At 60.1% G+C, this 23487-nt stretch carries 24 protein-coding genes and 1 pseudogene; 10 read left to right on the top strand and 15 right to left on the bottom strand.

Annotation, left to right across the window (positions count from 1 at the left end; translation table 11 throughout):
- Positions 1-40: 40 nt before the first annotated feature.
- On the bottom strand, positions 41-1012 hold the full coding sequence (locus KI241_RS12920; protein WP_212803802.1) for an AraC family transcriptional regulator: 972 nt from the start codon (positions 1010-1012) through the stop codon (positions 41-43).
- Positions 1013-1108: 96 nt separating this feature from the next.
- On the opposite strand from KI241_RS12920, the gene KI241_RS12915 reads away from it, so the two are divergent.
- The 3 genes from KI241_RS12915 to KI241_RS12905 all read left to right on the top strand — a co-directional run bounded on the left by KI241_RS12915 (position 1109) and on the right by KI241_RS12905 (position 5458).
- Positions 1109-2356, top strand: coding sequence for an MFS transporter (locus KI241_RS12915; protein ID WP_047738533.1), 1248 nt, complete (start codon positions 1109-1111; stop codon positions 2354-2356).
- A 61-nt stretch (positions 2357-2417) separates the two neighbouring features.
- Positions 2418-3743, top strand: a complete 1326-nt coding sequence (locus KI241_RS12910) for an MFS transporter (protein ID WP_042729676.1) — start codon at positions 2418-2420, stop codon at positions 3741-3743.
- A gap of 50 nt (positions 3744-3793) precedes the next feature.
- Positions 3794-5458 (top strand): N,N-dimethylformamidase beta subunit family domain-containing protein, encoded by a 1665-nt coding sequence (locus KI241_RS12905; protein WP_212803801.1) that lies wholly within the window; start codon positions 3794-3796, stop codon positions 5456-5458.
- Between the two features lie 49 nt (positions 5459-5507).
- On the opposite strand, the gene KI241_RS12900 is transcribed toward KI241_RS12905, so the two are convergent.
- The 3 genes from KI241_RS12900 to KI241_RS12890 form a co-directional block, all read right to left on the bottom strand.
- Entirely contained in the window at positions 5508-5822 is a 315-nt protein-coding gene (locus tag KI241_RS12900) for a hypothetical protein (RefSeq protein ID WP_042729674.1), read from the bottom strand.
- Between the two features lie 113 nt (positions 5823-5935).
- Positions 5936-6847, bottom strand: a complete 912-nt coding sequence (locus tag KI241_RS12895; RefSeq protein WP_212803800.1) for a magnesium transporter CorA family protein — start codon at positions 6845-6847, stop codon at positions 5936-5938.
- Between the two features lie 3 nt (positions 6848-6850).
- On the bottom strand, positions 6851-8431 hold the full coding sequence (locus tag KI241_RS12890) for a RimK family protein (RefSeq protein WP_042729672.1): 1581 nt from the start codon (positions 8429-8431) through the stop codon (positions 6851-6853).
- A 94-nt stretch (positions 8432-8525) separates the two neighbouring features.
- Here KI241_RS12890 and KI241_RS12885 point away from each other — a divergent pair, with 94 nt between their 5' ends.
- Complete coding sequence (locus KI241_RS12885; RefSeq protein ID WP_212803799.1) at positions 8526-9620, top strand: GNAT family N-acetyltransferase/peptidase C39 family protein; 1095 nt, start codon at positions 8526-8528, stop codon at positions 9618-9620.
- A gap of 193 nt (positions 9621-9813) precedes the next feature.
- On the opposite strand, the gene KI241_RS12880 is transcribed toward KI241_RS12885, so the two are convergent.
- A complete protein-coding gene (locus KI241_RS12880; protein WP_212803798.1) occupies positions 9814-10443 on the bottom strand; it encodes a hydrolase in 630 nt (209 codons plus the stop codon).
- Positions 10444-10663: 220 nt separating this feature from the next.
- On the opposite strand from KI241_RS12880, the gene KI241_RS12875 reads away from it, so the two are divergent.
- Positions 10664-11560 (top strand): LysR family transcriptional regulator, encoded by an 897-nt coding sequence (locus KI241_RS12875; RefSeq protein WP_123579022.1) that lies wholly within the window; start codon positions 10664-10666, stop codon positions 11558-11560.
- A gap of 45 nt (positions 11561-11605) precedes the next feature.
- Here KI241_RS12875 and KI241_RS12870 read toward each other — a convergent pair whose 3' ends face one another.
- The 5 genes from KI241_RS12870 to KI241_RS12850 all read right to left on the bottom strand — a co-directional run bounded on the left by KI241_RS12870 (position 11606) and on the right by KI241_RS12850 (position 14351).
- Positions 11606-12013 carry a hypothetical protein gene (locus KI241_RS12870; RefSeq protein ID WP_212803797.1) on the bottom strand — a complete coding sequence of 136 codons (408 nt, stop codon included), beginning with the start codon at positions 12011-12013 and terminating at the stop codon, positions 11606-11608.
- 100 nt (positions 12014-12113) lie between these two features.
- Positions 12114-12452 carry an antibiotic biosynthesis monooxygenase gene (locus KI241_RS12865; protein WP_212803796.1) on the bottom strand — a complete coding sequence of 113 codons (339 nt, stop codon included), beginning with the start codon at positions 12450-12452 and terminating at the stop codon, positions 12114-12116.
- A 41-nt stretch (positions 12453-12493) separates the two neighbouring features.
- Positions 12494-13468: a zinc-dependent alcohol dehydrogenase family protein gene (locus KI241_RS12860; protein WP_047738528.1), complete on the bottom strand. Its 975-nt coding sequence runs from the start codon at positions 13466-13468 to the stop codon at positions 12494-12496.
- Between the two features lie 65 nt (positions 13469-13533).
- Positions 13534-13836, bottom strand: coding sequence for a metalloregulator ArsR/SmtB family transcription factor (locus KI241_RS12855; protein WP_042728573.1), 303 nt, complete (start codon positions 13834-13836; stop codon positions 13534-13536).
- Positions 13837-13889: 53 nt separating this feature from the next.
- On the bottom strand, positions 13890-14351 hold the full coding sequence (locus KI241_RS12850; protein WP_212803795.1) for a helix-turn-helix domain-containing protein: 462 nt from the start codon (positions 14349-14351) through the stop codon (positions 13890-13892).
- Positions 14352-14448: 97 nt separating this feature from the next.
- Between KI241_RS12850 and KI241_RS12845 the strand changes: the two genes are divergently transcribed.
- Entirely contained in the window at positions 14449-15369 is a 921-nt protein-coding gene (locus tag KI241_RS12845; RefSeq protein ID WP_212803794.1) for an aromatic alcohol reductase, read from the top strand.
- Positions 15370-15591: 222 nt separating this feature from the next.
- Here KI241_RS12845 and KI241_RS12840 read toward each other — a convergent pair whose 3' ends face one another.
- Positions 15592-15969, bottom strand: a complete 378-nt coding sequence (locus KI241_RS12840) for a c-type cytochrome (protein WP_080922022.1) — start codon at positions 15967-15969, stop codon at positions 15592-15594.
- A 102-nt stretch (positions 15970-16071) separates the two neighbouring features.
- Positions 16072-16986: a LysR family transcriptional regulator gene (locus KI241_RS12835; protein WP_212803793.1), complete on the bottom strand. Its 915-nt coding sequence runs from the start codon at positions 16984-16986 to the stop codon at positions 16072-16074.
- 109 nt (positions 16987-17095) lie between these two features.
- On the opposite strand from KI241_RS12835, the gene KI241_RS12830 reads away from it, so the two are divergent.
- From KI241_RS12830 to KI241_RS12815, 4 genes and pseudogenes are all read left to right on the top strand, one after another.
- The gene (locus tag KI241_RS12830) at positions 17096-17848 is read left to right on the top strand and encodes an SDR family oxidoreductase (RefSeq protein WP_212803792.1); all 753 of its coding nucleotides are present in this window, start codon (positions 17096-17098) and stop codon (positions 17846-17848) included.
- 130 nt (positions 17849-17978) lie between these two features.
- Complete coding sequence (locus KI241_RS28000) at positions 17979-19526, top strand: M10 family metallopeptidase C-terminal domain-containing protein (RefSeq protein ID WP_212803791.1); 1548 nt, start codon at positions 17979-17981, stop codon at positions 19524-19526.
- Between the two features lie 215 nt (positions 19527-19741).
- Positions 19742-20233, top strand: coding sequence for a hydrolase (locus tag KI241_RS12820; protein ID WP_042728554.1), 492 nt, complete (start codon positions 19742-19744; stop codon positions 20231-20233).
- Positions 20230-20674: pseudogene (locus KI241_RS12815) on the top strand (GNAT family N-acetyltransferase). The gene KI241_RS12820 and the pseudogene KI241_RS12815 overlap by 4 nt, the downstream one beginning before the upstream one ends.
- A 194-nt stretch (positions 20675-20868) precedes the next feature.
- On the opposite strand, the gene KI241_RS12810 reads toward KI241_RS12815, so the two are convergent.
- The 3 genes from KI241_RS12810 to KI241_RS12800 all read right to left on the bottom strand — a co-directional run bounded on the left by KI241_RS12810 (position 20869) and on the right by KI241_RS12800 (position 23486).
- The gene (locus KI241_RS12810) at positions 20869-21366 is read right to left on the bottom strand and encodes an ATP-binding protein (protein WP_212803790.1); all 498 of its coding nucleotides are present in this window, start codon (positions 21364-21366) and stop codon (positions 20869-20871) included.
- 86 nt (positions 21367-21452) lie between these two features.
- Positions 21453-22121, bottom strand: a complete 669-nt coding sequence (locus KI241_RS12805) for a hypothetical protein (RefSeq protein ID WP_047739295.1) — start codon at positions 22119-22121, stop codon at positions 21453-21455.
- Between the two features lie 3 nt (positions 22122-22124).
- A complete protein-coding gene (locus KI241_RS12800; protein WP_053144491.1) occupies positions 22125-23486 on the bottom strand; it encodes a M48 family metallopeptidase in 1362 nt (453 codons plus the stop codon).
- Between the last annotated feature and the right edge of the window lies 1 nt (position 23487).

The following is a 23487-nucleotide window of genomic DNA, read 5'->3' as shown; positions in this document are numbered from 1 at the left end:
CAGGCAAACAGTCAATGGGCTATATCGATCACCCAACATTTCAAGCCCCCGCAAGCCGCCTCCCTTGACGACTCATCCCGGGCGGCTGCCCGGTGACGCGCTTGAACGCGCGACTGAATGCCGCCTGCGACGTGTACCCCAGCCGCTGGGCTACTTCTTCTATCGGGAGCCGCTCAAGCGTCAGCCACTGGCTTGCCAGCCTCATCCGCAATTCTGTGGCATATCGCAAGGGCGCAATGCCAAGCGTGGCGTGGAAGCGCTCGGCGAATGCCGAGCGCGAGGTGTTGCATTGCTGCGCCAGTTGCGCGACGGTCCAATCGCGCCCCGGGTCCTGGTGCAAGGCCAGCAGTGCCCGGGCCAGGCGCGGATCGCGCAGGGCCGCGACCAATCCCGAGGCGTTGCCACAGGCGCACTCCACCCATCCGCGAACGATCATGGCGGTCACCACATCGGCCAGCCGCGCGAGGATGCCGGCAAAACCGATGCGGGCGGCGCTGACCTCGCGCTCCATGGTTGCCAGGATCGGCATCAGCCCCGGATAACGCTGGCCCCCGGCGTCGATCACCATCAAGCCCGGCATCAGTTTGCCAAGACCGTGAATGCTGCGCAGCTCGAACGCCATGCAGCTGTTGAAAATGATCGTGGGAGAGGCGGTGTCGGACTCGCCGCCGACATCCACCGCGCAGACGGTGTCCCCAAGCGACGCGGCGTCCAGGCTGTCGATGTCCTGGACGGGCACGTCAACGTCGGAGAGCAACTGATGGGCGGCGCCATGGGAGATGAACACGGCGTTCCCTGCAGACAACGCGAAGCAGGTTCCATCCTCCATCCGAAGCACGGCGTTGCCGACTGCAACGAAATGGAACCAGGCATGGCCAGGTTGGGCCGCGAAACCCAGGCCGAAATCAGGTCCGGTCTGGATGCGGCGGTACTGGACGCCGCGCAGACGCATGCCACGCAGCAACTCGTCAATGAGATCGGAAGAAAGGGGAACGGGATCGGACATGGGCATTCCGGAGTTTCGGTCAAAAGATAGAGACGCTGCATCATAGATCATCCATTTTCACGCGCCTAGACTGCGGGTCGCGATGAAATGTGGAGATCTGCAATGACTAAATGTGTATGTGACGCCGTGTTCGACAGCCGTCACGCGGTGGTAGACGAGGCGCCGACGTCACCGGCGTGGATGGCCGTGTTTTCGCTGGCCATGGGGGTATTCGGATTGCTGACCGCCGAATACCTACCGGCCAGCCTGCTGACGCCGATGGCGACTCAGTTGGGGGTTTCAGAAGCCCTCGCCGGGCAGGCGGTGACCGTGACGGCGGTGGTGGCGTTGTTCGCCGGCTTGCTGGTGCCGGGCCTGACCCGCGCCATCGACCGGCGCTGGGTTTTGCTGGGGTTTTCCATGTTGATGATCGCGTCCAACCTGTTGGTCGCTTTTTCCTCGAGCCTGGCCGTCCTGCTGGTGATGCGGGTCTTGCTGGGTATCGCCTTGGGTGGTTTCTGGAGCATGGCGGCGGCCGTGGCGATGCGCTTGGTGCCGGCGGCGCTGTTGCCTCGTGCACTGTCCATCATCTTCAGTGGCATCGCGGTAGGAACAGTGGTCGCGGTTCCCCTGGGTAGCTACCTGGGCGAGCTATACGGCTGGCGCAGCGCATTCATCGCGGCAGCGGCGGTGGGCACGGTGACGCTGGTCTTCCAATCACTCACCTTGCCGCCTCTGGCACCGCGACGGCCCGCACGTCTGCGCACCGTACTCGAGGTCTTGCTGCGCCCGGGCATTGCCTTGGGCATGCTGGGTTGCATATTGGTGCACAGCGGCCACTTTGCCCTGTTCACCTATATCCGGCCGTTCCTGGAAAGCACCACGGGAGTAGGGCCGCTGGGCTTGTCCCTGATGCTGCTCGGTTTCGGTGTGGCGAACTTCATCGGCACCTTGCTGGCCGGTTGGCTGCTTGAGCGCAATCCACGTGGCGTTTTGGTCCTGATGCCGATGCTGGTAGGGCTCGCGGCCCTGGCCCTGGTCATCTTGCCAGCGTCTGTGCCAGGGCAGGCGGTGTTGTTGGCTGTCTGGGGCATGGCCTTCGGCGGTGTGCCGGTCGCGTGGTCGAACTGGGTTGCCCGCGCGGTGCCGGACCAGGCGGAAAGTGCCGGCGGGATGGTCGTCGCTTCGGTGCAGTCCGCCATCGCCGCTGGCGCTGCCGGAGGTGGTGTGATGTTCAGTTTCAGCGGCATCGACGGTGTGTTCATCGCGGCCGCGGTGCTGATGTTTCTGGCGGCGCTGCTGATCGCCCTGCGTGTGCGCGTGGAGGCACCCGCGCCAGGTGCCGCGGCTGGGGCTGCTTTACACCTCTGAGCCAGCCCCTTCGGGGCATCCCCCCGTCTCCCTTGCTGAACCCATGATCTGGAGAAGTGACATGAATAATTCGACGTCCCATCAAGGACGCCTCGCTTCGTTGCGCGCGGCCGGTATAGGCAATGCACTCGAGTGGTTCGACTGGACGTTGTACGCGACGTTCTCGGTCTACCTGTCGCGCAATCTGTTCGACCAGACGGATCCGCGCTCGGCGATGCTCGCGACCCTTGCCGTGTTTGCGGTCGGCTTCGTCGCCCGGCCCATCGGCGGACTGCTGTTCGGTCGTCTGAGCGACCGCCTCGGACGCCGGACCATCATGGTGATCACGATGTTGCTCCTGGCGGTCAGCAGCCTGGGTATCGCGATCATCCCGGCTTACTCAAACGTCGGCTTGTACGCCTCCGCAGGCTTGCTGTTTTTTCGGTTGATGCAAGGCCTCGCCCATGGCGGCGAAACGGGTGTGTCGTATACGTACGTCGCCGAGATCGCGCCCAGCCAGCACCGCGGATTATGGTCCAGTTCGGTGTATGTCGGGGTGACGTTGGGGGTCATGGCAGCAACCGCAGTGGCGGCGGCACTGACCTGGCTGCTGGGGCCCGAAGCCATGAATGACTATGGCTGGCGCATCGGATTCGCCATCGGTGGGGTGCTCGGCATCTACGCATTGTTCCTGCGCCGCAGTGCGCAGGAATCCCATGTGTTCGAGCAACAGCAAGGGCAGACTCATGCGTCGCGAACGCTGTCCAGGGGCGAGGTGCTACGCATTGCTCGTAACATCGTGATGCTCGCGGCGGCCGCAAATGTCACCTATTACGCCTGGGTCACCTTCGGTGCCGCGTCGGCCATTGCCCGAGGCATGGATGCGACGGGCGCATACGTAGCGAGCCTGCTCGCGCAGATCATTTGCGTGTGCTGGTTGCCGGTATGCGGAAGATTGTCTGACCGGGTAGGGCGCAAACCCATGGTCATTGCCTGGGGCATTTGCGTGATGCTGCTGACCTACCCGCTGTCGATCATGGTCACCACCGAGCCCTATACGCTGTTCCTGGCCCAACTGCTGGGGCTGAGCGCCTGGGCCCTGATTGCGGCGATCTTTCCGGCGGTTTTGTCGGAGCAGGTGCCGACCCAGGCGCGTGCCCAGGGTGTCGGCTTCGTCTCGTCCGTCTCGGTGGCCGTTTTTGGCGGCACTGCCCCTTATCTGCACAGCTATCTCAACGGCGCCGACCTTGGCTACCTGTACATCGGTTACGTGATGGGGCTGGGCCTGCTCACGGTGGTGGCCGGTTACTTCATCGAGGAAACGGTGGGTATCGATCTCGCCGATATCCAGGCGCCGGGTGCCCGGATGACCACGAGCACGGGAAGGTCGGTCGCGTCCCAGCCATGAATGCCAGGCGTGTCGATCCGCAAAGACCATTGAATACAGGCGATAACCCCATGAATCCACCCGAATCGAAGCACACGGCCGCCCGCGGCGAACGGCCCGGCGCCGGCGTAACCCCCCTCCAGACTTCCGGCCCACGCCAGGGCGCCAGGGAGATCTGGGTCGAAGTCCCTGCCGAGGCGGGACCGCTGGCTGCCTGGTGCTACTCCGACCGACGCTCCTACAGCCCGGGTGAAACGGTGCATCTGCACTTGTCTTCAAACAGCCCTCAAGTAGCGCTGAGGATCTATCGGGACGGGCCGCTTGCCCACACCGTGCACAACACCAGCGCTCTCGCTGCCGGTTTCCATCCGCTGCCCGAACGTGTCTACGAGCAGGGGTGTCAATGGCCGGTGTTTGCGCACTGGGCAATCCCAGCGGACGCCGAGCCCGGTGGCTACGTGGTGGAGGTGCACGATGGCGCCGGTCACGTGCTTGGGCATCACTTGTTCATCGTCAAGGCGGCGCACAAACGCGCTGACGCGCTGGTGCTGGTGGCGGCGACCTCTACTTGGGCCGCCTACAACGACTGGGGAGGCGCCAACCATTACTTCGGTATCCACCCCGACACACCGCGCGGGCGCTCACCGCTGTTGTCGGCACAACGACCCTGGGCACGTGGGCAGGTCTGGCTGCCAGAGGACTCGCCACGCTCGATCAACGCCTCGCGACCCTGCAAGCCAGGCCCTGCGCGTTATGAGTTCATCGAGTGGGCCGCTTTGAATGGCTTCAGCAAGTATTACGCGTTGGCGGGCTGGGCCTCTTACGAGCGGCTTTTCATAGTGTGGGCCGAGCAACAGGGCTATACGGTGGACATCCTGACCCAGGATGACTTGCATCACGACCCGCACGCGCTGGAAGGCTACGGTTGCGCTGTCTTCGTGGGACACGACGAATATTGGACGCAAGAGATGCGCGACCACGTCGACGCCTTTGTCGAGGGTGGCGGCAACGTGGCCCGCTTTGCAGGCAATTTCATGTGGCAGATTCGCCTGGAGAACGGAGGGCTGCGTCAAGTGGCCTATAAGTATGACGCCGCCGAACTCGACCCTTTGGCGGCCATCGATCCCGGCAGGCTAACCGGTGCCTGGGAAGATCCGCGGGTGGGTCGTCCCGGTGCCAAGACGTTCGGCGTGAACGCGTTGCGAGGGATATACGGCGCATTTGGCGGCATGGCCCGGCGCAGCCCGCGCGGTTTCACAGTATTCAGGCCACAGCACTGGGCGTTCGCCGGCACGGGGCTGGGTTACGCGGATATGTTCGGTGATGAGGCCAACCTCTTTGGCTACGAAGTGGACGGGCTTGAGTACACCTTCGTCAAAGGCCTGCCGGAACCCCTTGGCACCGACGGTGCTCCGCCAGGGTTGCAGATCCTCGCCATGGGCTGGGCCAGCGTCGCCGAGCAGGGCCGGCCCCAGGATGCGTATTCGTTCATGCTGGGGGATGGCGACGCTCGGTTTCGTGCTGCGTTGCTGGCGCCCGACCTCAGCGATGCTAGCGTCGGCGAGCATAGCCGCGGGACTGGCATGGTGGTGTATTTTCAAAAAGGCAAAGGTGAAGTTTTCACCGCCGCGACGTGCGAATGGGTGCAGGGGCTAGTGCTGGGTGATGTCTATACCGTCATGATCACCCGGAACGTGCTGAGTCGGTTTTTGCTGGGGAGAACGTGTGCTGGATAGCTGTTCAAAGGGGAGGGGCAGGGGAGGAGGGGGAACCAACGATTATTGTTCAGGCGGCAGTCAAAAGTTTCTGTAGTTGGGCGTACTCCCAGGTGCTCAAGAGTTCTACGGGGTCGGTGCCGAATTGCTGGTGAGCGTCGAAGACGTACGCCCGACCGTCCGGGCTGTAACAGCTGTCGCAATAGTCAAGCGCCCCGCAATCGTTGTAGAACCTGATGACCCATCCATCTGCTTCAACGGTCATTGGACCGCTGTGAATGTCCATCCAGGATTGTTCATCCAAGCGGCGCAGGATGCGAACGCCCAAAGCGATGTCGCGCAACACTTGGTAAGCCTCACGGGCGGTTAGAGGTTGGGTTGCCAAACGAGACGCACCTTAGTAGAGGTTGGACTGAGCCAATCATAGGGTAAATGAGGCTTTGCGTATCATCTCTGCTATCGCAGTGCATCCGTCCTACCCCTCTGTGCTCGCCAGATTCAGGCCATGCGCCGCAGCGCTATCGCCATGCCGATACCGAGCACGGCCATTCCCACCAGCAACGCGGGGAAGGACAGCCACCAGGGCGTGCCGGCGGTCATCATGCTGAACTCGGACATGCCTCCAACGCTGGCGATCAGATTCAGCGGCAGAAACACCACATTGATCAAGGTCAGGTTGCGCAAGGCGAGGTTCATGCCGTTGTTGGCCAGGTTACCGCGCGCTTCAATCAGGTTGGCGAACACCTGGGCGTGGATTCTGGCCTGCTGGTAACTTTGCTCGTTCTCGATGATCAGGTCATTCAGCGACCCCAACTGGTCGGGGCCAAAGCCATGCTTCTGGCCATGGCTGCGTAGCAGGCCGAGCACGGCGCCGTTGCTGTGGATGGCGTTGACGTAATAGACCAGACTCTCGCTCAGGCTGTACATCTGCATCAGATGCTCGTTGTCCAGGGGCCGTGTGAACCGTTGCTGCAGCTCCCGGGCGACCTGCTTGACCACACGCAAATGGCCGAGGTAGTGGTGCACGCTTTCGGCCAGCAAGGCCATGAGTACGTCCAGCGGGCTGCTCATTTCAGTGACCTGGTCGAGGCCACTGAGCAGCGAGTTGCTGGCGCAGATCACCGCCAGCCGCTGCTCGCTGAGCACCACGCCGAACGACGACACGTTGAACACCCGACCATCGAAGCTTTCAGGGCGCTTCCAGATGAGAAACAGGTGGTCGGGCTTGATTTCGATACGCGCCACTTCGTCGGGGTCGAGCGACGATTCCAGCGTCTGGGCACTGATGCCCAGGCGTTGCTGGAGGAACGCGCGTTCACCGTCGTCCGGGGCGATGCTGAGCCACACCGTCCCACGATCGACAGAGGCCTGGCACAAGGTGCCTTGTTCGATGCGGTAGCCTTCGATCATCGTTCAGTTCGCCTGGCCGCGATACTTGAGCTCAAGGCGCTGGACGAAAGCCAGCAGCACCCGCCGGTACAACTCATCGCCCAGCACCGCGTCCTCGGTGCCGGCATCCAGGTTGGGGTTATCATTGACTTCAATGACCATCACCCGCTCGCCGACCTGCTTGAGGTCGACACCGTAGAGCCCGTTGCCGATCAGTCGGGCGGTGTCCACCGCAAGCTTCACCACGGCTTCGGGCACTTGCTGTACAGGCACCGCGCGGCACTTGCCGTTGATTTCGCCGGCGTCGGCCTTGTGGTTGTAGATTTGCCAGTGCCCTTTGGACATGAAGTATTGGCAGGCGTACAACGCCTCACCGTTAAGTACGCCGATACGCCAGTCGTACTCGGTGTAGCAGTACTCCTGAGCGAGCAGCAGGACGGAATGTTCGAACAGCTCCTGGGCCGCAGCGGTTAGGGCCTTGGCATCGGCGACCTTGATCACGCCCCGTGAAAAGCAGCCGTCAGGAATTTTTAGAACCAGCGGAAAACCCAGCCGCAGCCCAACCTGATCGAGCTCTTGAGGGCGATCCTTGTAGAGGATTTCCGTGGCCGGCATGCCCAGCTTGCGGCGCTTGAGCAGGTCGGCCAGGTAGACCTTGTTGGTGCAGCGCAAGATGGACGAAGGATCATCAATGACCACGAGGCCTTCGCCTTCTGCTTTTTTGGCGAAACGGTACGTATGGTCATCCACGCGAGTAGTCTCTCGGATGAACAACGCGTCGAATTCAGCGAGGCGGGCATAGTCCTTCTTTTCGATGAGTTCCACATCGATCCCCAGCGCTTTACCGTTTTCGACGAAACGACTCAATGCTTCGGCATTGGAGGGCGGCAGCGTTTCAGCGGGATCGTGGAGGATAGCCAGGTCAAAGCGTGCCACGCGCTTGGAATCTGGCTGACGCCAGGTGCGGCGATTGAATGCATCCAGGGCGTCGGCGAACACATGTTGCTGCTCGTCACGCAGTTTATGCAGCGCGCCAGCCCTTATCCCGGCGATCTGCCAAGTCTCGGCCCGGCGAAACTCGACCAGAAGAACAGGGCAGGGGAAGGCCTCGAAAAGCTGCCGTCCCAGGGTTTGCAAGGGCTCGATGGGCGTTTTGCCGAAGTAAAGATTCAGCGTGAAGGCTTCGGTGCTGCCGTACGGATGGTTAGCCAAGGCCCGTTCAAGGGGGCGCTCCAGGTCGTCCAGCCCAACGCCGTAAAGTGCCTTGCGCGACAGCTCGCTGATCGTGCGTACCGACGGTATGACCTTGTGCCCGCGGGCCTCGGCCAGCAGCGAGCAGTAATAACCTTGGCCCAGGTATTTATAGCTGCGACACAGATTGATCACCTGGGTGCGGCCAGCGACCTCATCGGTGCGCTCCAGGTAGTCCTGGGCCAGCATCAGGCTCTCGCTGGGCAGGTAGCTGGCCCAGTCTTCCTTGCGCTCGACCACGATCAGCAGTCGGCTGCCGCCACGCTGCTTGCCGGGAGGTTGATCGTCGAGGGTGATTGTGCAACGTTCGGATTTGGCCAATACTTCGGCCCTGTTGGCTTGCACCGCTGACATGAGTAATTGATCCCTGTTGAAGAATACGCCGCTTCAATAAATCACGGGTTTTTCGCCCTGTCCCGGTTCGTTACTCAAACATTACGGTGTTGCCATGCCTTTTGATTTTCGCTTTGCATCGATGCCCGATATCGATGCGCTGGCCGCTCTGGAGCAGCAGTGCTTCGCGCTCGATCGCCTGAGCCCGCGCAATTTTCATTGGATGATCAATCGGGCCAACGCCAGCCTGATCCTGGCCGAGCAGGGAGGGCAGTTGGCCGGTTATGCGCTGCTGTTATTTCATCGCGGCACATCGCTCGGGCGTCTTTACTCCATCGCGGTCAGCCCTGCATGGCGGGGCCATGGGCTGGGGCAACAATTGCTGGAGCAGGCCCAGGCCGGCGCACTGGCGCGCAATTGCGCCTGGCTGCGCCTGGAAGTACGCCCTGATAATCCGGCCGCCATCCGCTTGTATGAGGCCAACGGTTACCGGCGCTTCGCGCTGGTCGAGGACTACTACGAGGATCACGCCCAGGCACTGCGCTATGAAAAGCGCATCCTGCGCGACGCGCCACCGCCCGCACGACGGGTCCCGTATTACCCGCAAACCACAGAGTTCACCTGCGGCGCCGCCTGCCTGTTGATGGCCATGGCGGCATTGGACAACCAACGTGCACTTGAGCGCAAAGAAGAGATTCAACTCTGGCGCGAAGCAACCACCATCTTCATGACCGCCGGCCACGGTGGCTGCAGCCCTCAAGGCTTGGCGCTCGCGGCTTGGCGACGTGGCTTTGCCGTTCGCTTGGTCCTGAGCCAGTCAGGCTCGCTGTTTCTGGACGGCGTGCGCAGTGCAGAAAAGAAAGCTGTGATGCAGTTGGTAGAAGAGGGCTTCGCCGAAGCATTGGCCGACACGGGCGTGGAGCAAATCACCGCGGCCAGCCTGGACGTGCGTGCAGCCTTGCTGGCGGGCTACAAGCCGTTGGTGCTCATCAGTAGCTATCGCTTCACACGCCTGAAGGCTCCTCACTGGATCGTGATCACCGGCTGCGACGATGACTTCGTCTATCTGCACGACCCTGATGTCGACCACAGCCGCCAACGCGGCAGCCTGGACTGCCAGCACATGCCGGTGAGCCACACCGAGTTCCAGCGCATGAGTGCCTTTGGCCGCCAACGTGTACGTGCCGCGGTGTTGTTGCGAACGCGATGAGGCGCATGGGCTAAGACGACATTTTTACGCGCTTCTTACGGGGGAGGCGCTGGGCAATTGAGAGGGGAATGGTTTGCGCAAGGCTAGCGGCCTGGTTGATGTGTACCGCACGACGAGGCAACGCCAGGGAATGAAGGTGACGCGCTCACCGAGTGCCACCTTCATTCATCAGCAGGCCGGGGGCTGCCACGGTCTAGACGGTTCCTTTTTCTGCGTTGAAGCCGTCGAAGTTATCAAAGACGCCCATGAAGCCCGCAACGGTCGCCTCCCGCGCCCAGTCGCGCTGCAGTTCGCAGTACATCTGCACGCGGCTGATCATTTTTGCGCCCGCCTGTTCCATTCGACGCAATGCGGCTTCATGCGCGGAAGTGGAAGTTCCCCCAACCGCATCAATCGGGACATAAACCTCAAAACCTTCCTGGATCGCGTCGAGAACCGGAAAGGTCAGGCAGGCTTCAGTCCACAGTGCAGTCATGATCAATTTGCGACGCCCACAGGCTTTCACCGCTTGCTTGAATTCGGTGTCTTCCCAGCTGTTGATCGAGGTGCGGTCGTAGGTCGGCAAGTGACCGAGCACGTCTTGCAACTGCTCAATAGGCGGCTGGTTGCGACCGGTGCCGACATTGACCGTGGAGTGGATGATAGGGAGGTTGAAGTTAACGGCCGCCTTGGCCACGCTGGTTATGTTGAACACCAGTTCGTCGCGAGGCATGGAACGGATCGAAGACACTTGAATCGGCTGGTAGTCGATAAGGATAAACGCCGAGTTCTCAGGCGTCAGGAGTGCGTCGGTGTGGGGGTTACGGATCGTTTCGCTCGTCATGGCAGGTCCTCATTATGACGGTGGTCCAAGCGCTCGCTTGGGCTGGATATCGCACGCATCAGGCAACGATCGCGAACTGGCTGTGGCGAATGGAGCATGAGCCGTCAACCGGCAATACATCCGTGGCGTCGCTGCCTGTGATCAGCATTCTGTTGTTCCCTAACCCCCTTAGGTAGTGGCATCGTTCGGTTAACTGTGTCGCACAAAGGGGAACGCCAAGTTGGATATCGAAGCGCTCGAGACGTTTGTCCAGGTTGCTGATGCCGGAGGCGTTTCGCCTGCTGCATTGAGGCTGGGGGTATCAAAATCAATCATTAGTCGCAGGCTGATACGCCTGGAAACGGAGCTTGGGGTGCAGTTGCTTACACGCACCACCCGCGGCGCAGCATTGACAGAGGCCGGAGCTACGTTCCGCGACCACGCGGCCAAGGTATGTGCCGAAATGGAAATGGCCAGAGAGGCCATTCTGCCTGCTGGCCCCTTGCGTGGTCGCCTGCGAGTGGCCGCACCACTGTCTTTCGGCCCGACCCATTTCGCCCCTGTCATTGCGCAAATGGCCCGCCGCCATCCACAGTTGCAGATTCAAACCTGCTACAGCGATCGCTTTGTCGATCTCATTGCCGAGGGGTACGACTGTGGCATCCGGGTTGGCTACCTGCCTGACTCCAACCTCATTGGCAGGCGTATCGGCCCGATCGGCGTGAAACTGGTCGCAAGCCCGTCCTACATCAAGGAACATGGGTCGCCACAACGGCCGGAGGACCTGGCCTCGCATCAAGCATTGATGCAGAGCACGGAGGCCTGGCAATTTGTGGATGGCGACAGGGTCGTTTCGGTTCGCCCCCAAGGGCAATTCAAAGCCGACAACGGCGTTGCGCTCGTCGCCGCCGCAGTAGCAGGGCTCGGTGTAGCTTACCTGCCGGATTGTCTCACCCATGAAAACATCATGTCCGAGGCGTTGGTGCCAATCATGACAGCTTATCCTCCGCCTCCAGCCGGAGCGTATCTGGTGCGTCCACCAGGTGCGCATCCGGCGCGAAAAATCCGCGTCCTCACCGAGCTTCTAATCGAGCATTTCGGCACATCTCCCCATTTTGCCGGGGGCGCTTCCAACTGACCCAACGGGGGTCGCTCGTTGCCGTTTCTATTGAGGCGGCCATATTTACGGCACCTCGAAATTCTCATAGCCCAGGGAAATCGAATCGCTTCTGGGATAGCTGACATACACCATCTCGCCATAATTGCTGGCGACCAACACGTAGGGCCATTTGCCGTTGGCCTTTCGCAGATCCTCATACAAAGGCAGGAAGAAGTCCTTGGTCTGACCCTGTGGATCGTAGGGGACCTCACCGATAAAGATCGGATAACGCCCGCCGTTGCACAGCTGTACCCGCTCCAGCTTGATGCCGCTTTTCTCCAAAACGGCGCGGGCAGGGTGTTGCCAGGTGGCGAGGTCGACATCCTGGCAATCGTGGGTCTTCTGGGTGTAGAGCTCGGTGTCCGGGAGGGCTGGGTACGCCAGGGCCTGGCCGGTCAGGAGCAGTAGAACCAGGGGCAAAAGACGCTGCATGAAGAGGGTCCGAATGAGGGGAGGGTGATTGTAAGGGCTTTTGCGCGAGATCCAAGGCTTGAACCGTCGCGCAATCGCCTGTTTCCAAAGCCATCATCGATCAGTGTGCGTCAGCGTTGAAGAAAAAATCCTCCTGTTCTACGGCCGTAAACGCGGCGCCCTCGATGTGGTAGACGGTGGGCTCTTCAGAAAAATACGGCTCCAGCCCCCTCATGAATAGCCGATGGTCTTCACTCGCTTCGAACCCCGGCGTGTGATCCTCAAGTGAAGCCCAACGCACGATGAGGTTGAATTGGCCGGGGTTCTCGATACCTTGCGCGAGCAGGTGGCCGCCGTAGCCTTTTGCACGAGACAGTAAAGGCGTGACATCGGCAAAGGCGCGCCTGAAGGTTTCGATGCGGTCCTGGTGTACGGGGAGCAGGGCGATCTCATAGATCATGATGTTCATCCATTGTGATTTGAACGGTTAGTGACAGCCATTCAGGCGATCAGCGATGGCTCGACGGCAATCGCAATTTTCCCTTGGAGGCCGTTGTTCGGGCTTTCCAGCCGGGCATGAGCAAGGGGGATGTCTTCAAGTGAATAAACCGCTCCCACGTGTGGCCGTAGCTGACCGCGGTTGATCAAGGCACTCAACTCATCGAGCTTGCCACGGTTTTGTCGGGTGAAAACGAAGTGGTAGCTGGCGTTCTTGCCCCAGGCCTGGATGAGGTTCTGTGGCTGGGCAATGTCTACGATCGAGACCACGCGGCCCAGTTGAGCCAACACGTCGGGGCTGCGCGACAGCGTGTTGCCGCCGATGGTGTCAAACACCACATCGACGCCTTGGCCGGTCGTTTCGCGGTTGATGACCTCGACGTAATCCTCTTTTTCGTAGTCGATGACCACATCGGCTCCCATGGCACGGGCGAACTCGGCGTTAGCTTCGCGCACGGTGGTGAACACCCTCGCGCCGATGGCCTTTGCCAACTGGATCGCTACATGGCCAACGCCTCCCGCACCGCCATGGATGAGGATGCTTTCACCCACTCTCAGGCCTGCGCGGACGACCAGGGCCTCCCACGCCGTCCCGCCAACCAGGCTCAGGCTCGCCGCCTCAAGGTGGTTCAACGCAGCTGGCTTCTTGCCGATGATGCTTTCGGCGGCGACGTGGTACTCGGCATAGCTGCCGGGACCGTCGAATATCTGCGGGGTGTACCAGACTTCATCCCCCGGCACGAAAGACGTGACGCCAGGCCCGACGCTTTCAACGACGCCAGAGATGTCGTGGCCGGTGATGGTCGGCAGCGCCACCAGGTCGGGGTAGTCGCCGCGCCGGACCTGGTAATCCAACGGATTGATGGAGGTCGCATGCACCCGGACCAGGACGTGTCCGGGCCCCGGCACTGGCTTGGGCAACTCGCGAAGTTCGAACGATTCCGGGCCGCCAAATGAGGTGAGCATCATCGCTTTCATTGCAAAATCCTCTAATCGATAAAATTAGATATCGAGATATTTCGATATCCTATGATAAAAAAAACCTACAACTCTTTCCCAATCAGCTCGGAGAGGGCGCTGATAGTGGCTTCGTTGCGCTTGTAATAGGTCCACTGACCGATACGCCTGACCTCGACCAGACCCACCCGTTGCAGCGTTGCTAGATAACCAGACACCGTGGACTGAGACAGGCCGATGCCTTCCTGGATACTGCTGACACAGACACCCACCGTGTGAACGTCACCTTCATCCTGTGGAGGGAAGTTCTTTACGGGGTCCTTCAAGCCTTTCAGGATTTGCAGGCGAGTAGGGTTCGAGAGGGCTTTGAATATGTCGAGTAGTTCCATGCGCCCAGGATATCGAGATTTTTCGATATGTCAATACGCGAATTGCAGGCACATCAGTCAGGCCTGTCGGCGGCTGTGATAGCGCCTGTTTCAGACCGGGCCTGGGGCACACCTGGTCGGTCCTCGGCATCAAAGTTCATCCGTGCACGGCGAAAACACTCCGCGTTTTCCAACAGCCAAGTCCACAACGGCACCATTCGGACCAGAAAACTGCGCCCCAGCGGGGTCAGCTCGTAATCGACCCGGGGCGGCGTTTCGCCGTGGTCGAAGCGAGCAATCAGACCGTCACGCTGCAGTTGTCGCAAGCTACGGGTCAGCATCCGCTGGGTGACACCCGGCAGGCGTCGACCAATTTCGGCGTGACGCAGCGTGCCTGCCACGCCCAAAACATGAACGATACCCAACGACCAGCGATTGCCCGCGTGGGTCAGCACCTCGCGCTTGAGTTCACCGTCTTCGGCACCGAGGGCGTCGCACACGGCCTGGGACTGGCGGATGACTTCATCTTCACTCATTTCGTCGTGCGGTATCACGGGTGTGCCTTCTTCAGCGCGTTAACCAGGGCTGGCAGGATGCAGACATTCATTGCCGACCAACATTTGGGAGCTACAGATGCAACCGCACAATCCTGCAAAAAACCAGAAGATTCTCGTCTTAGGCGCTGGCGAGTTGGGCCTGGCGGTGGTTCGCGCACTGGTGCTCAATCCAGCGGCGGAGGTGGCGGTGATGCTGCGTCCGGTCGCACCAGAGGCGATATCCAGCGAGAGACACCAGGCTCTGCGCGAGCTGGAAAGCCTGGGTGTCGAGGTATTGGCGGGGGATGCCGTCAATGACAGCGAAGAGCACCTCGCGGCGAGCTTCAATGCCTTCGATACGCTGGTCAGTTGCCTGGGTTTTGTCGCCGGCCCCGGCACGCAACGAAAACTCACCCGTGCCGCTTTACAGTCCGATATCAAGCGTTACGTGCCATGGCAATTCGGCGTCGACTACGATGCGATCGGCCGAGGCAGCCCGCAGGATCTGTTCGACGAACAACTGGACGTACGCGATTTGCTCCGCGCTCAATCCCGGGTGCAATGGCTGATCATCTCGACTGGCATGTTCACCAGTTTTCTGTTCGAGCCGGGCTTTGGCGTGGTCGATCTGGACAACAACACCGTACGTGCATTGGGCAGTTGGGACACAGCCGTGACGGTAACCACCGCGCACGATATCGGCCGGCTGACAGCGACGATCCTGTTCGATTCAACCTTGCGTAACCAGGTGGTCTATATCGCAGGTGACACGCTCACGTATGGGCAATTGGCCGACACTGTGGAGCGGTTGCTGGGCAGAACACTTGAACGTGTCGAATGGACAGTGCCTGCGTTGGAGGCAGACCTGCGTGCCGAACCTGACGATCAACTGCGCAAGTACCGTGCGGTGTTCGCTCAAGGCAGAGGCGTTGCGTGGGATAAAGCGCGGACATACAACGGCGAGCGGAAAATCGAGACGACCAATGTGGTGCGGTGGATTGAACAGAATCTGCTTTGACAGGGGTTGTTTTGTATAGAGGCGGTCTGGAGGTGGAGGGTTTTATGGTCGCAGCTGGTTGAATTTCTGTGGGGTGTGGCGTGGTAGGTGTAATATCTTGTTACGCATAATGTATATTATGTTAAACGTCGTGTGTGCGTGCGTTTATATCGGTTTGTCACCTGCCGGCGTTACGCGACCGGCCGGGCCTGCTCCTACGGTTGCAACCTTTGTCCGCTCTGCTCATCTTTTCCGGGTAATGAGTTCACTCATGTACTGATTCAAGTCACGCAGATCGTTGATGCTCCAGGCGTGCGGAGCAATCTTCACGTTGTTTTCTCGCAAGGTTTTTGGAATCAGGCTTCCACTCGGGCGAAGAATGACCGATGAAACAATCACGCCGGGATAATCATTGAGTCGCTTCTTGAAGGCGGACGTGGTCAGGTCAGGCGTCGGCGGATTGCTCTTTTTCGCCAACGGCCCTGTTCCTTTGACGTCGGCGCCATGGCACACGGCGCATCGCTGTGTATAGAGATTCTTTCCATTGGCATTATCCGCATAGGATAACGACGGCTGAAAAGCAGATAAAAAGCCAAGCAGAACAACAGGTAATATCTTCATTTGCATTTATTTTATTCAGACGAAAAAACTATCCGCTCTTCTCGGAAGTCATGAGCGGCGCACAGTTGCTCACGACAAAGACATGCCGTGGATCATCAATCACTACACCCACCGCCACACAGGCTCACTTAAACGCTCGGCAAAAAAGTCCGACAGCGCCTTGATTTTTACCGGCCGGGTGCGCGCCGAGGGGGTGACGAAATACAAGCCGCCACGTGTCATGCTCCATTCCGGCAGCACCACGACCAAGCGCCCATCGGCCAGGTATTCGCTGGCTATGAATTCAGGCAGTTCGGCAATGGCCTGTCCCTCAAGCAACACTGGCAATAACGCATCCGAGTTGGTCACTCTTAACGGGCCGCTGGGCACCACGTCTTCTTCGGTGCCGTCTTTGTGGGTGAACCGCCACACTTGGCTGCGAGCTCGATAGGCATAGCTCAGGCATGTACGGGTCGCCAGTTCGCGGGGATGGCTGGGGTGGCCGTGGGCAGCTAGATACGCCGGTGAGGCAACCAGGTATTGGGTGACCGCGCACAGATGCCGCGCAACCAGCGATGAGTCCGGCAGTACGGCAATGCGCAGTGCCGCATCGAAGCCCTCGGCGATCAGGTCTACCGAGGCGTCTGAAAGGTGCAGGTCAATCGAAAGCTCAGGATACAGCCGGATCAATTGCGGCATCAGCGGTGCCACCCAACGCAGTCCAAACGACATGGGGATGGCCAGGCGCACCTGGCCGCGGGGCTGGATCGATAACGCCTGAGCCTCGCTTTCCACCGCTTCAGCCTGCCGATAGATCTCCCCTGCCCTGACTGCCATGCTTGCGCCGAATTCAGTGAGGGCCAGTTGCCGCGAGGTGCGGTTGAACAAGCGTCCACCCAGGCGCTCCTCCAGCCGCGCGACCGCACGCGATACCGTAGGCACCGACACGCTCATGACACGCGCCGCGCCGGCGAACGAGCCCTCTTCGGCCACCTTGGCAAACATCGCCAACCCTTCGAAATCTGGAAGCTTGCTCATTTCATTTCTGCAACGATAGGTTTCAGACAATTCTATTTTGAAACTCTTACCTCGTCGATAAGCTTCTCCCACACCACAAGTCACTCAATCGAAATACGGGAGAAACACCATGACGAACAAACTCGAAGGCAAAATTGCATTGGTGACCGGCGGCACTACCGGCATCGGCTTGGCCACTGCAAAACGCTTCGCTCAAGAAGGCGCCCACGTCTATATCACGGGCCGTCGCCAAGCCGAACTGGACGCTGCCGTCGCCGCTGTCGGCAACGCCACCGGCGTGCAGGTGGATTCCTCCAACCTCGACCAGTTGGACGCGTTGTACCGCCAGATTGGCGCGGCCCACGGCCGTATTGATGTGCTGTTCGCCAATGCCGGCGGCGGGTCCATGCTGCCACTGGGCGAGATCACGGAACAGCAGTACGACGACACCTTCAATCGCAACGTAAAAGGCGTGCTGTTCACGGTGCAAAAGGCGCTGCCGCTGCTGGCCCCCAAAGCCTCGGTGATTCTCACCGGCTCCACGGCAGGCAGCTCGGGCACCGCCGCCTTTAGTGTGTACGCCGCGTCCAAGGCCGCCGTGCGCGCATTTGCACGCAACTGGATTCTGGATTTGAAAGACCGCCAGGTACGCATCAACACGATCAGCCCCGGCGCCACGCGCACGCCTGGCCTGGTTGAATTGGCCGGCCCCGATGCCGCTCAGCAACAAGGCTTACTCGACTACTTGGCATCGCTGATCCCAATGGGACGTGTCGGCGAAGCCGAAGAAATCGCCAGCGCAGCGTTGTTCCTGGCCTCGGATGACGCCAGCTTCGTCAACGGTATCGAACTGTTTGTCGACGGCGGCCAGGCGCAAATCTGACCACTCAGCGAGCGACTCCCCCGGGACGGCGCTTATAACCGTTCATCAAACGCGGCCCACTGCTATCAACGAAACAGCGTTATTGGCGTTAAACCACAAGCAGTGGACCAACCGCAGGTAAGGAGCACGCATGACCCAAGCTTTCAACATCAGCGATCTCACCAAGCACTCCGTGCCTGACGATTTGCAGGTCACGAGCGCCAGTAGCCGGGTCAGCAAGAACCCGATCGAACTCATCGTGCAGGGTACCCCTGGCAGTGATTACCTGCGCGGTGGGCTGGCCAACGAGCTGCTGATGGGCGGGGCCGGCAACGACCAGATAGTCAGCGGGGGTGGCAATGACGTGATGGTCCCCGGTGCCGGATTCGACACCTTGTACGGTGGCGCCGGCAGCGATGTATTTCGCTTCGACCGCCTCGGCGACAGCTATATCAAGGCCGGAAGCGAGTTCACCGATGCCATCAGCTATTTTGATCCCGCCCACGATGTCCTCGACCTGTCAGCTCTGGGCTTTAGCCATCTGGGCAATGGCTACGGCGATACCCTGCACATACGTAGCGAGCCCCTGCGCGGCATCTACATTTTGGAAAACTACGAGCAAGACCATAATGGCCGGCATTTTGCCGTGCAGTTCCTGTCCAACAGCGGCCTGATTACCGATGCCAACTTGCAACCGCTGATCAACGGTACCTCGCACGACGACCTGCTGGTGGGAACCGACGCTGGCGAATCCATCAAGGCCGGCGCTGGCCGCGACACTATCGAAGCGGGTGCAGGCAATGACCGGCTATTTGGAGGCGCCGGCGGCGACACACTGAGCGGCGGCGCGGGTGCCGATACCTTTGTGTATAACCAGCTCAGCGACAGCTACCGCAACGATGCCAGTGGCAACTACAGCCGCCGCGACCTGATCACCGATTTCAATGGCAACGACCATGACATGATCGACGTGTCCGCGCTGGCCTTCACCGGGTTGGGTAACGGCTACAACGGCACGCTGAAGGTGGTCCTCAACCTGGCGGGCGACACCACCGCGCTTAAATCACTGGAGGCCGATGCCAACGGTAACCGCTTCGAAATCCTGCTCAGTGGGAACCACGTCAGTGAACTTAATGCCAGCAGCGTGCTGTTCGCCCCGCCCAGTAATGCGACAACTGTGACCACCCCGCAGCCGATCACACCGGTGAATCTGGCCGGCGACGATAAGGCCAATACCCTGTATGGCTACTGGGGCGACGATACTCTGGCCGCCGGTGCCGGAAACGACACCCTTGAGGGTAACGCTGGCAACGACGTGCTGACCGGTGGGTTGGGCGCGGACAAGCTCACCGGCGGCACAGGCAACGACCGTTTCGTGTTCACCAGCAGCGGCGACAGCTATGCAGGCAGCAGCGACCTGATCACTGACTTCATCTGGGGCGAAGACAAGCTCGACGTCTCCGCGCTCGGCGTAACCGGTTTGGGCGACGGCCGTAACGGCACCTTGCGCATGACCTACGATGAAATCAACGAACGCACTTACCTGCGTAGTAGCGAGCCAGGTGCCGATGGGCACGCCTTTCAGGTCACGCTAGCCGGATTCGATTACACGCACTTGATCACCAATGCCGACCTGGTGGTTGCCGATACGACAGAGATCGGGCTCATTGGGCACGCCACTGTTGACTACTTGAGCTAGCACTTCCCTCACAGCCGGCCATCAGCACCCACCTTTAGTTATGCAACGGCTACGGTGTGAGGTGCTGACCGCAGCTACGAGTCGAAAGCAGGCGTCTGAAATCGTCCGTTTTTTGGCCAGAAGCGGCCTTTGGCAATGGCGGCTATCGGCCAATAGCCAACATTCCATTTGGCCTGAAGTGCTACCCTCCACCGGACTTTACTTAAGACCAAAATATGGACATATCGCCTCGCTTTATCATTCATGAATCCCCCTATTGGGTTATTAACCACCGCATCGACAGTTCGCTGCCTGGCTACCTGATACTCAGCGCGAAAGAAATGACGAACTCACTGGCGGCGCTACCGACCGAAGCACTGGCGGAGTTGGGGGAGTTGCAGGCGAGAATCCAGGCATCCATCGAAGCGCACCTGCAACCAAAACGGCTATACATCGGCCGTTTCGGTCATGACGCGGGCCACTCCATCCACTTCCATTTCATCCCGATTTACCACTGGGTCGAGGCATTATTCTGGAGCGATGACAGGTACAGAGTGCTGCAAAGTTTTGGCTCACTCGACAGTAGCGCGCCCCAGACCGACGGCGCGGAACTGACGTTCTATGTTTGGCGAGAGTTTTGTGAGCGTCCTGATCCACCTATGATTGAAGGCCCAACCATTGATCACGTCATTGCGACTCTGCGCTCCCGAATCAGGGACGATGAATGAAACTGATCGAGATTCAACAGATTACGCACCTACCGGAAGAAGTTCTTATCTTGGAGAAAGAGGCGGTTGCAGAAGATTTCAGGTTTCTGACGCGCCTGATTTCGGAATGGCAATCTGGAACGAATCGCTTCGATGCGCCCGGTGAATGCCTCATGGCAGCGTATTCGGAACAGCAGCTGATGGGAATTGGAGGCCTATCAGTTGATCCCTATATCAAGCCCGGTATCGCAAGGCTACGGCGAGTGTACGTGTCACCTGCGGCAAGGAATCAATACGTCGGTCAGGCGCTGGTAAAAGTATTGGTTGCACGCAGCTCTTCACTTTCAGCAGGTGCGTCTTTGCACCGATACCTCGGGAGGCGACGCGTTTTACTTGCGCTGCGGCTTCATCCGAATAGAAGATATCCATGCCACCCACATCATGGATCTGGTCAACGTCTGATCAGGCAGCTTTCGGCCAGAAGCGGCCAGTTCCAGTTGGCGCGCAGTAAACAGGGCATGTTCAAGCCTTCCCAGGGATGCAGAAAGACTCAATCTACTGGCGTGAAAGGGACGCCACCGCAGCTAACTCACCTACCTATACCTATGCCGGTGGAGACAATCAGTCCCAATCGCGCATGGACCGTCAGGCGTTCATTAGTGGTATTTGAACCTACGGTTATCAAATGCAGGCTTCGTCCCTTCCAGAACCTTGACCACGTGGCCGTTGATGACGGGGCTTTCAATGGCACCTGCTGTGTATGAGATTTTCTGGCCATTCGCCCAGTCGAAATGGGGCCAGATGATCTGCTCTCCATCACAGACCACGGCAAGATTCGAGTTATGGGTGACCATGATGATCTGCCGACGCTTCTTGGCCTCCGTGAGCACCGGCACCAAAAGGCTCACCACAGTTTCGTTGTCGAGATTTTCTTCCGGTTGGTCGAGGATAATTGGGGTGCGTCCTTTGTCTACCAGCAGATAGAAGATCAGGAGCAAAGCTCCTCGCTTGCCTGGAGAGAGCTGCTCAATCTCCGCGTCTTGGAACATCAGAAGACAAAAGGGGGACGGATTTATTAATCGGGAGGACTGCCCGCTTCTGGCCGATTTCTGCCAATATTTATCCGCCCAAAACGACCAATTCATATCGGTCACGAATAGCACCCAGGCAAAATCTCGAGCGCCCCCCACTCTTCAGTGACGTATTTCAACACCACAAACCGGCCCTACCCTAAAACCACTCAGGAATCGCGCTGAGCCTCTTGGCGCAGCGCATCAAGCTGTTGCTGTGCATGGGCAGCCTGGCAGTAGGCGTTGAGGATATCTGCAATCTGGTCGCAATCCAGGGTGATGCCTTCATGCACCAGGCCGGCAGACAGGATGCGAATCTGCGGCTGGGGCTTTTTGAGGGCCATGGCCTGGTTGCCGAATATCTGTCGCGCGGAGCGATGAACAGGCAGGGGCGCATCGGCACGCAACATCAGTTTCTGCTCCGTCAGCCAGCCTTCGTCATTGATGGAGACGTCGACAATGTCCAGCAGATCCACCGGTGCGCTCAGCGTGTCCGCAAACAGCTGGCGGCGGGTCAAGCGCATAAACACGTGTTGCCCGGCGTTGCGGTGCTGCCAGGTGATCAATGCAAACACCACCGCCATCACCGCAGCACACACGGCCAGGCTAGTGGCCCCGCTATTCAGGGCGTACCCCAGCAAGCCTAGGGCAACCAGCAAAAACAGCGGGCTGCGCACCTTGTAGCGGCGCGAGTTAGTGAATTCGGTCTGCTCGGGTACGCGCTGGATAACCTGCTCGAGTTCGGCGATCGCACGCTCGCGCTGGGCGTCGCGGGAGTCGGCGTATTCCTGGCTGAGTGCGCTGGCGAGATCCGACAGCGGATCCGAAGGTTGGGTCATGGATCATTCTCCTTGGACAGTGGGTATCGGCGGTGATACGGGCTGCGTGGCAGCCGACGACGCCGTATGGGTGAGTTGGCTGAACCAGTGTCGGTCGTGTTCGGTGGGTACGCGGGTGGCCTCGGCCAGCAGCGCGTCATCCAGGGTTACGCCCAGTTGCTGGAGGCGGAGTGCCGTCGGCGGGTGTGTATCGAACGGGTGCGCGATGGTGTGGTTCAGCGCCGCGTCGTTCAGGCGCAGTGGCGTGTGTCGCAGGTGGTCGGCCAGGGCCTGGATCAGGTTGGAGTGGCGCTCGGCGAGCAGCGTGTTGATTTCAGCGTCCAGCGCGATCACCCGCAACAGCGCCTGGCAGAACAGGCGCTCACCGCCGATGTTGCCGCCCACCCGATCCGCCGCCAATTCCTGAGCGCGGCCCCAGTGATGCACCGCCAGTTGAAAGTAATGCAGGAAACGTTGCGTCATCCAGATCGCCGGGCGCTCGATCCAGGCCGGGTCGGCATCCTCGGCACGGATAAACGCAAAGTGCAGGCACATCAGGCTGAAATGCGCACCGATCTCGCTGCCCCGCTCGGTGTCACGGCTACAGAAATGGCCCAGCTCATGACCGATGATCGACGCGGCCTCGGCCTGGCTCAGGGTCGAGAGGTAGGTCAGCGGCAGGTAAAGGGTGCGCCCGCGGAGCAAGTCGCCGGCCGGTTGCAGGGCCACATCAACGCTGGTGACGAAAAACGATTGGTCGATGCCCACCACTATATGGTCGGGCACCGGCGCACCGGTGACTGTGGCCAGTTGCTCAATCCATGCCCACAAGGCCGGGGCTTTGTCACGCCCCATCCGGTGCCCCAGGAACGCCGAGGATGGGCTATCCAGCGCGTGCCATTGCTGGCGCAGACGCCCGATCAACAGGCAGCCCGCCCATAGCACGGCTATCAGCGGCACCGCCACCAGCAGTATGAGCCAGCCACCGGCTTTCAAATGGCTCCAGCCCCAGCTCAGCTCATACAACAGACTCAGGGCCAACGCGCCCATCAACAGCCCGGCGTAAGCCGCCAGCCAATGCCCCAAGGCACGCCAGCAGAGGAACAGGCGGTCGTAGAGAAAATCCCTGGACTTCAGCGCACGCCAGGCATCCAGCCTCAGCTTGAGCCACGTCGCAGGCCCGGCCACCAACGCGGCGAGGGCCAGCCAGTAGGCCAACCCTGCCAACACCTGACGCACGCGGAGCCAGGCGTAGTAGCCGCCGATATTCTGTGCTTCGCGCAGCACGTCATCGACGCGTCCGCTTTGCACACTGGCCCAGGTCATGAGCACCACCGGCAGCAGCAATATCGTCAGCGGCCACGACCACCGCGCGAACCGGCTCATG

The organism is Pseudomonas sp. Cab53, from assembly GCF_018325965.1.
GTDB classification, from domain to species: Bacteria; Pseudomonadota; Gammaproteobacteria; order Pseudomonadales; family Pseudomonadaceae; genus Aquipseudomonas; species Aquipseudomonas chlororaphis_E.
Note: the sequence above shows the minus strand (reverse complement) of the source record. Positions and strands in the feature narration are given on the sequence as shown.